The following is a 13609-nucleotide window of genomic DNA, read 5'->3' on the forward strand; positions in this document are numbered from 1 at the left end:
AAGTCCTATAGCTTGGCAACATTATCGGCAACGGCGCTTCGCGTTAATTTTATCAGCGGTAACGCGCTCACAAATAAAGCTAACATAAACATAAGCACCGTAAAGCCACTTAACTGTAGCCAATTAACGGTCATGGCCATGGTCCAACCAAAGGCAATTGGCATGACGTAAGTTAATAGTACCCATCCAAGGCTAAGCCCCAGTGGTATAGCTAATAACAAGGTGGTTAAAATAATAAGTGCAGCTTGCAGTACTTTTGCTCCCAATAATTGCTGTTGGGTGACACCCAGCGTTTGTAATACCGCCATGGGCTGTAATTGCCCGCGCCCTAAAGTTAAAAAGCTTACCCACATGCCAAATAATGCAATCAGCATAATAAATATATTAAGCGCCTGAGTAACATAAAAAGTTTTACCAAATAGCTGTTTTGCAAAGCGTTTAAACTGCTGATTAGCAATGACTTGTTGGCTATCTAATTGGTGCTGTTTTTGAATATATTCGGCTATGGCGTCAACGTCACTATGGGGCTTTAACCAAAGCGATAAACCATACTCGGTGTAATTTAAGCTGCTATTCAATAATGCATTAGTTGTTACAACAACATTTAACCCTTGCTCGCCGTAATCAAAATAGGCAGCGCGTACTTGGCACGTTAGTGTATTAATATGCTGTTTTAGGGTTATTACATCACCTACTTTAAGCGAGTACTGCAGCAAGGCGGGTTCGTTCACTAGGCAACCCACAACCCCATTTTTGTTCTTTTCAAATACTGCAGATGTAGGTGCTTTATTGTTTAACAAAGTAAGGTGTTGGTTGTAGCTGGCCGTTGCACCAAATGCCATAACATCAACAGCTATCGTATTTTTAGGTGCTTTAAGCTCACTTTTAGCTGACCAATATACGCCTACTTTTTCGACCTCTGGGAGTTCACGCAACTTAGCCCCTAACGCTTGAATGTTTTGATCGGGCCTTACGTATAAATCAGCGCTTAGGCGTTTTTCAAGGTGTGTATCTAAGGTGTCGCTAAAACTGCCAACCATAATTTGCATACCTACGGCGGCTCCCATCGCCATTAAAATAGCGAGTACCGAGCTTAGTAATGCAGGTAACTGCACTAGGCTGTCGGCTTTTAACCACTGAAGAATGGGGTTTTGTGTTGGCCATGGCAGTTTAAAAACGGCTTTAACTACCGGTGGTGTAATTACAAAAAAGAGGAGTAGCACACAAACACACAGCAATAAGGCACTTATTTTGGTATTTGCCGTTAACGCTAAGTAGCTGGCTGCAAAAATAGCTAACGCAAACATTAGCCATTTAATACGCGCACAAAAAGTACTTAATCGAGCCGATTGGCTGGCCAAAAACCCCAACAAAACAACAACATTAAGTGAAAAGCCGCTAGCAACCATGCTGCTATCAAGGCTTACTACAAAGCTTCTGTCTAGCTGGTAGAGCCCTCTCAGAGTCGCCGATACATCCATAACTAAGGTGTTTGCCAGTGCCGCGCCTAGTAACGCACCTAATAACGCAGCAAAAAAACTAAGCACCGTTAATTCAATAACCAGCGCTTTAATTAACGCCGACCGTTGACAACCCAGCACCCACATTTGCTGCTGTAAGTGAGCGCGCGCATTGTACGCAAGTTTAATTGCATTAAAACTTAAAAACGCACCCACCACATAACCTAACAAAGCCAGCGCTTGTAAATTAAAGAAAAAAGCCTCAGAGAGCGCATCAAAAGCCTGCTCTTGCGCAGCTTCAAGGCGTGCTTGCTCGCCTAATAATACCTTTAACTGGGCTGCTTGTTTATTATTTAAGCCACTTACTTCAAAGTAACTAATTACCCCATTTGCGCGCAGTAATTTATCAGCAAGGCTAATGTCCACCAGCATGGTCATGCCTAAACCTTGTAATTCGCTTACAGCTAAAGTGCGTGTGACATCACCCATGTTTATATTAATACGGCTGTTTTTTAAATTTAGCCGCTGTATTAATTTAGGATCGATATAAACAGTATTTAGTAACTGTTCAAACCCAGAATAACGCTTGTTGGTTGTTGATGCTGAGCCGCCGGTATTTTCTGTAAGCCACTGCAATAAATTGACGCCCCTAAGCGCGAGCTTTTGCTGCTCATTGGTTTCAATTACGCCCTCTAAAACCGGTTGAACCTGCGTAAAGCCAGCCGCCCTAATACGCGACCACATACTGTTGGGCAACCTGTTTTCACCTAGCACAGGACGTACAAAATGCGTCACTGGGTTTGCAATTAGTGCTGTGGTTTGTTGATAGCGCTTACCGGCCTCTAAATTTAAGCCCTGTATTGCAGTAAGTAGCGCCGCGCCCAAACTAAAGCCAATAAAAAACAGTAATAACAGCCCTACATGGCGGCGATAAAACTGCATATACGTTATTAATATAAGTTTAAGCTCAGCCATTAATTTGGCCATCTTTTAAAAACAATTGCGTAGTAAACTGGTCGGCCAATCGCTGACTATGAGTGACCATAATAAGTATTATTTGCTGCTCTTCGCACAGGCTTTTTAATAGCCTAACTATATCGAGTGAACGAGCGGCATCAAGGTTACCCGTAGGTTCATCAGCCAATAATAACTTAGGCTTATTTAATAGCGCACGGCCTATGCCCACTCGTTGTTGCTCCCCACCAGAGAGTTGCTCAGGCATTGCTGTAAGCTTGCCTTCTAAACCCAGTTTTTTAGCCATCGTATTTACTTCATCGTCGCTAGGCGATAACCCATTAAGCCTTGCTTGAAAGCATATGTTGTCTTTTACATTTAACGGGCTGAGTAATTGGTAATGCTGAAAAATAATACCTATTTTACGCCGATAAAGCGCAAGCTCATTAGCACTCAATTCACTAATTTTTTGCTCATTAACCGTAATAGTTCCAGCATCTGGAGACAGTAAACCGGCTAATAAATTTAATAATGTTGTTTTGCCCGAGCCACTATCACCTAGTAAGGCAATGTGTGCAGCGGGTAAAATAGTTAACGATAAATCATTAATTATTTGTCGTTTCAAGCCACCATCTTGGCGAGTAAAAAATACATTATTTAGCGAAATCATAAAGAAAAGGTTATTCCTGTAATAAAAATATGGCTCGATATATAAACGATACCATAACAGTAATGCGTTCACTTAAGTGGGTTTTCGGTTGATTTTTTACACGCAATAAGCGCGTTTACTTAACTAAACCAGTAACTAAAAACCAAATCACTAAAGAGCGACAAAAAACTTTGTTTTTTTTTGCTTTATTTCTTTTTTAGGTACATATTAATGTTTAATTTTATAAGGATATTAATATGAAACGGATACTTTTAATTATATTACCCACTTTACTCACACTTCTCGGGTGTGGTGGTTCAGGCAGCTCTGAAACTAAGCAAGTCACTCCCCCAGTTAGCACAAATGCACAACCAGTGGCTGTTATTGGCACTGAACAATCAGAATATAAAACCAATACACCCATTACTTTTAGTGCTGCAAATAGTAGCGATCCTGACGGCGATACACTCACATACCAGTGGCAACTCCTTAGCGCAGACGAGCAACAAAACATACCGCTTAATACTAACAACCAACGCACTGTGACGTTTTCGGTAGCACAAGCGCAAAATTACACCTTAAAGCTGATTGTGAACGACGGCAAAATTTCAAGCTCGGTAGTAAGCAAACAAATTACCGTTACCTCAAACGCACAGCTCATTGCAAACGCAGGCAGCACACAAACCGTAAAACAAGGTGATGTAGTTAAATTAACAGCAGCACAAAGCACCGCTACTAATGCGGTAATAAATAGCTACCAATGGCAATTTATCAAAACACCTACATCAAGCGCTGCACAACTTGAAAATAGCACCCGCGTTAACAGCCAATTTGTTGCTGATAAACTAGGCGAATACAGCGTTAAATTAACTATTACTAACTCAATTGGTGATACCGCTAATAGTAACGTACTTATAAAAAGTGAGCAGCTTGCTGTAAATTCTGCGCCAAACGCTGTTATTTCAGTTCAAAACAGTACACTTTCACCCAACCAACTCGTAACATTAAATGGTGAACAAAGTACCGATCCAGATGCAAACGACACGCTAAGTTATCAATGGGCAATAACCTCTAAGCCTGAGAACAGCGACCCAAGCTTATCGAATGCAATTGCCAAAAATGCAGGCTTTGCATCGAATGAATTGGGTGAGTACACAATCTCCCTAAGCGTAACCGATGAAGGTAATCTAAGTGATACCGCGCAAGTAACCTTAAGCGTTACCACCGAAAACAAAGCGCCTATTGCCGTTCTTGCAGAGCAAACTGATATAACCTTAAATACATTAACTACCCTACAATGCCTACAATGTAGCGACCCCGATAGCGACCCTCTAATTTACAACTGGCAACTGCAAGCAAAACCTGAAAGTAGCACTGCGCAATTACAGCAAAGCACATCGGCTACCCCTTCGCTTACTGCTGATGTTGAAGGCGATTACGTTGTTACCCTAGTTGTATCTGACGGTGAACTCAGCTCACCACAAGTAACCTCGGTGCTGCATACAAAGGATAATAAAAAACCAGTTACTCTAGTAAGTTACAAGTCTTCAATTAGTGTTAATGAGCAAGTTACTTTAGATGCCTCAGCCAGTTACGACCCCGAAGGCGCAGTTTTAAGTTACCATTGGGAAATAGTTTCGTCGTCAAATCAAGCTGTATTAAGCAGTACAAGTAGCTCAGCCCCCACGCTTAGCGCGCCAGCAGAAGGGCAAGTTGTTGTTTCACTTAAAACCAATGATGGTGAGCAGTTTTCAGACACACAAACACTCACTATTAATGTTACACAAAACGCCAAGCCCGTTATTATTCATACCGGTGATAAAGCTCGCTACAGCACCGTTGGTAGCACCGTTAACTTTGATGCAAGCCAAAGCTATGATCCAGAGGGCACCGCGCTTAGCTACGAATGGGAGCTCTCTACACCAACAGGTTCATCTGCTAGTTTAAGTAGCACCAACCAAAACATAACCGAATTAACACCCGATCTAACTGGTAACTATATCTTAACTTTCACGGTAACTGATGCTGACAACTACCAAGCCATTACTCAGTTTTCGGTTACAGCTACTAATTCATCGCAAATAACGGGCAACATAAAAGGGCAAATTACCAACGTGCAACGAACCGCAATTAGTAATGCCAAACTCACAATTAACAATGTGCCGTACACCACAAATAGCGCAGGTCAGTTTAACGAAACACTTAACTTAGCTGAAGGTGAAAACATTACTATAACCAGCAACGATCCGCGCCTTGCTAATGCCATCTATAACTCTCCCGCAATTACCCAAAATAACTTTACGATAGACTTAGAACAAAACAGTTTACCCGTATTTCAAAGCGTGGAGGTTACCGTATTTGTATGTCCTGAGTTTACCGGGCCAGATACCATTAACGTAAACTTTAACATGACCGAAACACTGCTAGCCTCTGCACGTTTTGAATATCAATTTAACCAAACTCAGGCACTCGTTTTGCAAAAATCAGGAAGCACCTACCTAGATAGCGAACTGCTTATAGACCTACCAGCAACTGCTAAATTTGAGGTGACGGTAACCGAAAGCAACGTTGAGAACACTTATAATTGGCCTATTACTATTTTTTATTCAGCGTCTGACGATCCAAGATCAGCTATTATAAACATATGTAATATTTAGCCTTGTTGTGTGCGTTTTTAAAACGCACACAACAAATAACAGCATATATCCACATAACTCATTGTATTTTATACGCACCTAAGCCATGCTATTTATCTCAACGTTAATAAGGTAAGCACGTGTTAGAAATAGCTTTAATTTACTTAGCTGCTGCCATTGTTGCAGTTCCCATAGCAAAACGACTTGGACTTGGCTCTGTGCTAGGTTATTTAATTGCAGGCATTTTGATAGGCCCATATGCATTAGGTGTCGTAGGCGACCAAACTGATGTAATGCACTTTGCCGAATTTGGCGTTGTGATGATGTTATTTTTAGTTGGCCTTGAACTGCAACCTTCGCGTTTGTGGACTCTGCGCCACTCAATATTAGGGCTTGGCGGATTACAGGTGGTACTAAGTGCAGCGGCTATTTTTGCCTTTTGTTATTGGTTTTTTGCCATGCATTGGCAAACGGCTTTAGCTATTGGTTTAATGCTCGCGCTGTCTTCAACTGCTATTGTGCTGCAAAGCCTTGAAGAAAAAGGCTGGCTAAAACAAGAAGCTGGGCAAAATGCATTTTCGGTTTTATTATTTCAAGATATTGCGATTATTCCTATTTTAGCGCTACTTCCGCTACTCGCTTTTGCACCACAAGGTAACTCAAAAGACATTAACGACTCCATCATTGCTAGCTGGCCTATTTGGCAGCAAGTAGGGGTTTCTGTTGCTGTTATTGCCGCTATCATTGCTGGCGGTAAATATGTTTCGGCACCATTATTTAGATACATAGCACAAACCCACATGCGTGAAATATTCACTATTTTTGCATTGTTTTTAGTGGTGGCTATTTCGCTGGTGATGCAAAGTATTGGGTTATCGCCCGCACTCGGTACTTTTTTAGCCGGTGTTGTATTGGCCGAAAGTGAATTTAGACACGAGCTAGAAGCCGATATAGAGCCCTTTAAAGGCTTATTACTGGGATTATTTTTTATCACGGTTGGCGCATCAATTAATTTTGAATTGCTATTTAACCAATTCAGTACCGTGATTGCATTAGTGGTGTTATTAATTACCATTAAAGCCTGTATTTTATTTGCCTTGGCAATTGCTTTTAATATTAGCCGTAAACAACAACTTCTATTTACCTTAGCCCTTGCTCAGGGCGGCGAGTTTGCCTTTGTGCTGCTTAGTGTAACAACCACCTTGAGTATTTTAACCCCAGAGCAAACTAATTTAGTTACCCTTGTGGTTGCCGTTTCCATGCTAATAGCACCTTTACTGCTTATGCTGTATGAGCAAATTCAAAAGCGCAACTATAGCACCACGGCACCTGAGTTTGATAAACCAGAACAAATAAGCACAGCCAAACATGTGATCATTGCCGGATACGGTCGTTTTGGACAAATAATGGGGCGTTTATTACATGCACAAGGCTACGAAATTACCGTACTTGATCACAGCCCAAGCCAAATAGAACTGCTGCGCCGCTTTGGTAATACCGTATTTTATGGTGATGCGGCACGCCAAGAACTGCTTGAAGCCGCAGGCGCGCACACAGCACAAATGCTGGTTGTTGCAATTGATAACCCTGATAAAACCATTGAGATAATTAAGCTGGCGCATAAAAACTATCCACAATTAAAAATAGTAGCGCGCGCCATAGATCGCCGCCATGCATATCAATTACTTAATTTAAAAGTAGATGCGTTTAACCGCGAAACCGTCGACTCAGCCATAAACTTAGCCATAGAATCATTGCAATTGCTTGGTAATAGTAAAGAAGATGCTGAGCGTGCTGGTAAGTTATTTAGAGATCACGACCGTGCTGCCGTATTGCAACTAGCCGAACTTTGGGGTGATGATGCCAGTTATGGTGTGGCTGTGCGCCAACGTATGGAAGATTTAAAGCAAGTATTACAACAAGACAAACAAGCACGGCAAAACTTAAATACCTGTGATGCCAAAGACTATGAAAATGGCTTAACCGAAAACACGGTTAAGCCAAAAAACGCTAATGATGATGCCCACCTTGAATAGCCTCGCCTTGCTGGTTATAAAAACCGGTGGCGCCGTGCTCTATAAAACCAAGGTTAATCATTTTAGCTAAAAATGGATCGCTTTCGTTATCGCCAATATCCGCGTAATCGGTGGTTTGAAAGTTATCCCATTTTGCAAACTGAGCCTTAATTGCAGGTGTATCACTGTTTACATCATTTAAGCTAAGCAAAGTTTGAGTATCATCTTTTTTATTGGTCACACTAAAAGTTTTAACTAATTGTGCTTGCGGGAAAAAAGCTAGTTTAAATTGGTTATCGCCCTCATTAAGCACGTAATTTTTTACCTCATTACAACCCTCACCTTGTGAACTGACTAGGGTCATTTTTGCAATTAAATGGTTATCCACCAGCTGACTTTTAGCACTCCAATTTTGCACTCCACGTACCTCCGATGGTTGGTACTCAATACCGCGTTGTTCGGCATTAAAGTAACGAATAGGACGAAGCTGGTTATTACTTAGCTGCTGCCAAAGCTCGGTTAGTGTTTCACTTTGATGCGCCACCTGCTGATTGTTTCGCCAAAGAGTAAGTGACTGGGTGCTGTGCTGCGATTTGTGCTGATTGGTAATTTTATAGTCGGCTTTTAGTTGCGCAGCATCAATGTCGCACTGCTGGGCGAGCGCACTCGTGCTGGCCAGTGCTGAGAATATAAATAATAGCTTTTTCATTGGGGTAATCTCTTAGATAAACATTACTTTATGACTCTAAAATAACGCTTAATAATGGCATTTGTATGACACAAAAAAGCCCGCAACATAATGCGGGCTGTTTGTTTAGCTAGTTGATTTATTGCGCTACTTTTTCATCCGCCGCTTTTACAAAATCTGCTGCAAAGTCCATTACATGGAATAAAAAGCTTTGCTCATTAGTGCCTGTTACTAAATGAGCGCCAGGACCCATTGCGTATACACCTACATCTTCACCCGCGTGGGTTTCTGAACTAAGAGGTACTAATGACTCTTGGTGAAAACCTGGTGTTGTTGTATCAACATTTGTTAAATCAACACGTCCTGTAACAGGTCCAGCTAAGTAAGAGGCGTCAGCATTAGTTTCATTGCCTAAGTCTCTGTAACCTAAACCATTGGTATAACCTACGGTGGTATAAGGCATATCGTCGGCGGCAAGGCTTGGCTCGGTTTGGCCTACACCAACCACTTTACCCAATATTGGGTTACCACGCTTAGGATAACCTGCAATGGTAAACACATGACTATGATCGGCTGTGACCACAATTAATGTTTCTTCTGGGTTAGTACTGTCCATCGCCACTTTAACGGCTTTAGCAAATTCAATAGTATCGTTAAGCGCGTTATATGCATTGCCTGCGTGGTGCGCGTGGTCTATTCGTCCCGCTTCTATCGATAAGAAAAAGCCCTTATCGTTGTTATCAAGCACGTTAATTGCTTTTTCGGTCATTTGCGAAAGCGAAGGCTCGCCCGCTACATCGTTTGCGCGGTCGGCTTCGTATTGCATGTGGGATTCGTTAAATAAGCCAAATACCTTTGTTGCATCGTCGCTAATGGCATCAAAACCAGTTTGATCCATTACATAGTTGCCGTTAGGATAAGTTGTTTGCCATTCGGTAACTAAGTTACGGCCATCTGTACGATCCCCTTCAACCGCGCTCATTGCATCACTTGAATTAGCCGCGGCATCTTTTGGTAAAAAGTGACGACGACCGCCCCCCATTACTACGTCTATGCCATCTACATCAATACCTGCAAAACGTGCTTCTAGGTTGGCTTCAAAGTTAACAAGCTGCGATGCAATGTCTTCACAAGCATCTGAACCTGCTGGCATATCTGAGTTATCTTCCCAGTTACGATCAGCCGATTTAGCATACGTTGCCGCTGGCGTTGCATGGGTAATGCGCGCCGTTGAAATAAGGCCGGTTGCTTTACCTGCAATTTCGGCAAGCTCAAGCGAAGACACCAGTTCGTTACCGGCAACGGTTGAACAGTTGCCGCGCTCAATATCTTCGTCTACACCAATGACGCCTACATCGGTTTTAACACCTGACACCATAGCCGTCATTGTGCCTGCAGAGTCGGGGGTTTGTGCATCTACATTATAAGTTTTAACAAAGCCTGAGTAAGGCATGGTTTCAAAGCTAAGTTGATAATCTTCACCCATGCCGCCCTCAAGCTGGCCAGCTAAAATACGTGCAGCCGTAACGGTAGAAATACCCATGCCGTCGCCTACAAATAAAATCACGTTTTTAGCCTTACCCGACTCAGTAACCACCTCGGTATTAGCTTGCTGCGTTGCTGCTAACTTAGTTTGCGCGTCGCTATACCATGCGTTACCTGTAAGGTTAGCTAATTGATCTGTAGTTAACGACGTTGCCGGCGCATTACACACTAGGTTAGATGAGTTAACTTCGTCGCTATCTAGCTGGCCATTTTCGTTAGTATCTACGCCCACTTGCGTTTCTACACCGCCATTAATACATTGCGCTGAGCCCACAGCTATTGCGTTATCTACTGCGATAATGTTGTTATTACTTTTATCGTCATCACTTGAACAACCCGCTAGCGCGACCATTACTGCTAAAGAAAGTACTGTTAATTTTTTCATATTCGCCGCCATTATTGCTGAGTTAATTCAAGTGCTTGGTTAATTAGATGAAATACAACGTTTTGCTCAATTACACCTTGAGCAAGTTGTGCACCAGGGCCTTTAGCGTGCAATGAAATATCTTCACCAGCATGCGTTTCAGAGCCTAGTGGTACGGTTGTTTCTTGGTGAAAACCAGGGGTTGTTGTATCAACGCCGTTTAGCTCAACACGCCCAGCGACTGGGCCGCTTAAGTACGCTGCATCGGCATCAGTTTCATCACCTAAGTCTCTAAAACCCAGTCCATTTGCATAACCTACCGTGGTGTATGGCATATCGTCGGCGGCAAGGCTTGGCACTGTTTGGCCTACAGCAACTACTTGACCTAAAATTGGGTTACCGCGTTTAGGGTAACCAGCAATAGTAAATACGTGACTGTGATCGGCAGTGACTAAAATAAGGGTTTCTTCTGGGTTGGTATTATCGATTGCCGCTTGCACTGCATTGGCAAATTCAATGGTGTCGTTAAGTGCGTTGTAAGCGTTACCCGCATGATGTGCGTGGTCAATTCGGCCCGACTCAACCGTTAAGAAAAAGCCATTTTCGTTTTTACCCAGTACATCAATCGCTTTAGTCGTCATGTCGGTAAGTGAAGGCTCACCTGCCACGTCATTACTGCGGTCGGCTTCGTATTGCATGTGCGATTCGTTAAATAAACCAAATACTTGGGTTACATCGTCAGCAATAGCATCAAACCCAGCTTGGTCCATAACGTACGTTGCATTTGGATATTGTGTTTGCCACTCAGTTACAAGATTGCGCTCATCAGTACGATCACCTTCAACAGCGCTCACTGCGTCACTTGAATTAGCCGCAGCATCTTTTGGTAAAAAGTGACGACGACCGCCGCCCATTACAAAATCAAGGCCGTCTACATCAATACCTACAAAGCGCGCTTCTAGATTTTTTTCAAAGTTAACTAGCTGTGAGGCAATATCTTCACAGCCTTCTGAGCCCTCGGGCATATCTGAGATATCTTCCCAGTTACGATCTGCCGATTTAGCATACGTTGCCGCTGGCGTTGCATGAGTAATACGTGCGGTAGAAATAACACCTGTTGCTAGGCCTTTAATTTCAGCCAGTTCTGTTGCTGTTAAAAGCTCGTTTCCTGCAACTGTTGAGCACACACCGCGTTCAATGTCTTCGTCTACACCAATCACGCCTACATCAGTTTTAACACCTGAGATCATCGCTGTCATTGTGCCTGCAGAATCGGGAGTTTGTGCATCTACGTTGTAGGTTTTAACTTGTGCAGAATATGGAAATTCTTCAAAACTTAAATAGCCTTCTTCACCTGGGTTGCCTGCTCGTTGGCCTTTTAAAATTCGCGCTGCCGTTAGGGTAGAAATACCCATGCCGTCACCAACAAATAAAATCACGTTTTTTGCTTTTGTAACTTGTGCACTTTGTGCTTGGGTGTTTTTAGTAGCTAACGTAGTTTGTGCATTTGTATACCAGTTATTATTTATTTGGCTTTGTGGTAGTACATTTGCATGGCTAGCAGCGCTTAACATAAATGTTAGCCCAACCGCCGCAGCGACTTTTTTAATTTTCATCCTAATTCCTGTTATGTAGTGGTTATTTTAAAAAGTGTGAACTCAAAAACATCAACCGCTGCACTATAGGAAATAGATGTTACTAATAAAGGTAATTTTAATGACAAGAAGGTGACAGCCAAATTTTATATCAATAAAACCTCTTTTGTATTTCCATCGACTGTTTAACCCTTCTCATAATATATGTAACAGCCCTATAAAAGCACATCACAATATAAATATAATAAAGCCGCTTAGTTTATTGATCTCTTGCTTGAGCATAAGCCTGCTATTGCCTACAATAGCGCATAATTAATTCAACGCAGATCACTATTATGACTGATACAAACAAACCAGAATTACCTAATCAACTGTCTATTAACCCACGTAGCAAATTTTATGTAGAAGAAGTATTTGAACATGAAATCGGTATTACTCTTAACGGTAAAGAGCGTTTTGACGTTGAAGAATACTGCATCAGCGAAGGTTGGATTAAAGTAGCAGCGCCTAAAGCGCTAGACCGTCGCGGTCAGCCATTACTTATGAAAGTAAAAGGCACTGTAGAAGCGTTTTATAAGTAATAGCTTACTTATAAAAAGAACAGCGACACCTCACTGGGTAGTCGCTTTTTTTGTGCCTGTTTAAAGCATGTTGAACTTTTTTCATACTCAACCTGATGAAGTTTCATTATGAATTGTCAAAAAATATGTTTGAATAACCTTAAATATTTAGACGTTTAGAAGTCCATTATGAGCAGGTTAACAATATTAGATGGCGGCATGGGCCGTGAACTTAAACGCATGGGCGCGCCGTTTTCACAGCCACTTTGGAGTGCGCAAGCTCTAATAGAAGCACCACAATGCGTAACTCAAGCACATGAAGCTTTTATAAATGCAGGGGCAGAAATTATTACGGTAAATAGCTATGCGTGTGTCCCCTTTCATTTAGGTGAAGCATTATATCAAGCACAAGGCGCAGCACTTGCACAGCAAGCTGCTGTAATTGCAAAAGAAGCGGCTCAAAACGCTAAACAAAACGTGCTAGTAGCGGGTTCATTGCCACCCGCATTTGGATCGTACCGTGCTGATTTTTTTCAAAGTGATCGCGCATTTACTATTTTAGATACCCTATATAAAGCACAAGATGAATATGTAGATATTTGGATTGGCGAAACTATTTCCAGTATTGAAGAAGCTCATGTAATGGCAAGGGTGCTTAAAAATTCAAACAAACCATGTTATTTCGCATTTACCTTAAGTGATGAAGTAAGCGAACAAGCAACATTACGCTCTGGTGAATTAGTATCCGATGCTACCTTAGCATTGCTCGAACATAATATAGCGGGCATATTCTTCAACTGCTCTATTCCCGAGGTCATTGAACAAGCGCTACGCGACACAAGTACTGTGCTAAAACAGCAGAATAAAAATGTTGATTTAGGGGCCTTTGCGAATGGCTTTACACCAATAGCCAGCGACTATAAAGCCAATGAAGGCTCGCAAGGTTACCGCGATTTATCACCCGCTGAGTATGTAGCGTTTGCCAAGCAATGGCACAACCTTGGCGCAACAATTATTGGTGGCTGCTGTGGTATTGGCCCCGAATTCATTGCAGCATTGGTAAAGTGGAAAAGGGATATTAAAGAGTTTTAATATCCCTTATTTAACTACAAAAATATAGAGAAACCTTAAAAGCTGAAATGA

9 protein-coding genes are annotated in these 13609 nt (G+C 42.1%); 4 read left to right on the forward strand and 5 right to left on the reverse strand.

All coding sequences use genetic code 11. The features are described from left to right. Positions 1 to 5: 5 nt before the first annotated feature. Positions 6 to 2435, reverse strand: coding sequence for an FtsX-like permease family protein (locus FLM54_RS15225; protein WP_178956784.1), 2430 nt, complete (start codon positions 2433 to 2435; stop codon positions 6 to 8). Next, the gene (locus FLM54_RS15230; protein WP_138608611.1) at positions 2428 to 3084 is read right to left on the reverse strand and encodes an ABC transporter ATP-binding protein; all 657 of its coding nucleotides are present in this window, start codon (positions 3082 to 3084) and stop codon (positions 2428 to 2430) included. Before FLM54_RS15230 ends, FLM54_RS15225 begins: the two co-directional genes overlap by 8 nt. 236 nt (positions 3085 to 3320) lie before the next feature. On the opposite strand from FLM54_RS15230, the gene FLM54_RS15235 reads away from it, so the two are divergent. Both FLM54_RS15235 and FLM54_RS15240 read left to right on the forward strand, forming a co-directional pair. Then, a complete protein-coding gene (locus FLM54_RS15235) occupies positions 3321 to 5720 on the forward strand; it encodes a PKD domain-containing protein (protein ID WP_178956785.1) in 2400 nt (799 codons plus the stop codon). 119 nt (positions 5721 to 5839) lie between these two features. Then, entirely contained in the window at positions 5840 to 7735 is a 1896-nt protein-coding gene (locus tag FLM54_RS15240; protein WP_178956786.1) for a monovalent cation:proton antiporter-2 (CPA2) family protein, read from the forward strand. Here the strand turns inward: FLM54_RS15240 and FLM54_RS15245 are convergent. The 3 genes from FLM54_RS15245 to FLM54_RS15255 all read right to left on the reverse strand — a co-directional run bounded on the left by FLM54_RS15245 (position 7710) and on the right by FLM54_RS15255 (position 11927). Further along, complete coding sequence (locus FLM54_RS15245; protein ID WP_178956787.1) at positions 7710 to 8423, reverse strand: hypothetical protein; 714 nt, start codon at positions 8421 to 8423, stop codon at positions 7710 to 7712. The genes FLM54_RS15240 and FLM54_RS15245 overlap by 26 nt on opposite strands. 118 nt (positions 8424 to 8541) lie before the next feature. Continuing rightward, the gene (locus FLM54_RS15250; protein WP_138608604.1) at positions 8542 to 10332 is read right to left on the reverse strand and encodes an alkaline phosphatase; all 1791 of its coding nucleotides are present in this window, start codon (positions 10330 to 10332) and stop codon (positions 8542 to 8544) included. A gap of 11 nt (positions 10333 to 10343) precedes the next feature. After that, complete coding sequence (locus tag FLM54_RS15255; RefSeq protein ID WP_138608663.1) at positions 10344 to 11927, reverse strand: alkaline phosphatase; 1584 nt, start codon at positions 11925 to 11927, stop codon at positions 10344 to 10346. Between the two features lie 314 nt (positions 11928 to 12241). On the opposite strand from FLM54_RS15255, the gene FLM54_RS15260 reads away from it, so the two are divergent. Together FLM54_RS15260 and FLM54_RS15265 are read left to right on the forward strand one after the other, a co-directional pair. Further along, entirely contained in the window at positions 12242 to 12487 is a 246-nt protein-coding gene (locus tag FLM54_RS15260) for a DUF3297 family protein (RefSeq protein WP_008112798.1), read from the forward strand. A 168-nt stretch (positions 12488 to 12655) separates the two neighbouring features. Continuing rightward, the gene (locus tag FLM54_RS15265) at positions 12656 to 13558 is read left to right on the forward strand and encodes a homocysteine S-methyltransferase family protein (protein WP_178956788.1); all 903 of its coding nucleotides are present in this window, start codon (positions 12656 to 12658) and stop codon (positions 13556 to 13558) included. Positions 13559 to 13609 lie beyond the last annotated feature (51 nt).

The sequence above is a fragment of the Pseudoalteromonas sp. Scap25 genome (assembly GCF_013394125.1).
Lineage (GTDB): Bacteria > Pseudomonadota > Gammaproteobacteria > Enterobacterales > Alteromonadaceae > Pseudoalteromonas.

What these genes read in the sequence shown, in the direction of transcription:
- FLM54_RS15235 (WP_178956785.1), top strand. Translation starts at nt 3,321, where the DNA reads ATGAAACGGATACTTTTAATTATATTACCCACTTTACTCACACTTCTC.
- FLM54_RS15250 (WP_138608604.1), bottom strand. Translation starts at nt 10,332, where the DNA reads ATGAAAAAATTAACAGTACTTTCTTTAGCAGTAATGGTCGCGCTAGCG.
- FLM54_RS15245 (WP_178956787.1), bottom strand. Translation starts at nt 8,423, where the DNA reads ATGAAAAAGCTATTATTTATATTCTCAGCACTGGCCAGCACGAGTGCG.
- FLM54_RS15230 (WP_138608611.1), bottom strand. Translation starts at nt 3,084, where the DNA reads ATGATTTCGCTAAATAATGTATTTTTTACTCGCCAAGATGGTGGCTTG.
- FLM54_RS15255 (WP_138608663.1), bottom strand. Translation starts at nt 11,927, where the DNA reads ATGAAAATTAAAAAAGTCGCTGCGGCGGTTGGGCTAACATTTATGTTA.
- FLM54_RS15260 (WP_008112798.1), top strand. Translation starts at nt 12,242, where the DNA reads ATGACTGATACAAACAAACCAGAATTACCTAATCAACTGTCTATTAAC.
- FLM54_RS15225 (WP_178956784.1), bottom strand. Translation starts at nt 2,435, where the DNA reads ATGGCTGAGCTTAAACTTATATTAATAACGTATATGCAGTTTTATCGC.
- FLM54_RS15265 (WP_178956788.1), top strand. Translation starts at nt 12,656, where the DNA reads ATGAGCAGGTTAACAATATTAGATGGCGGCATGGGCCGTGAACTTAAA.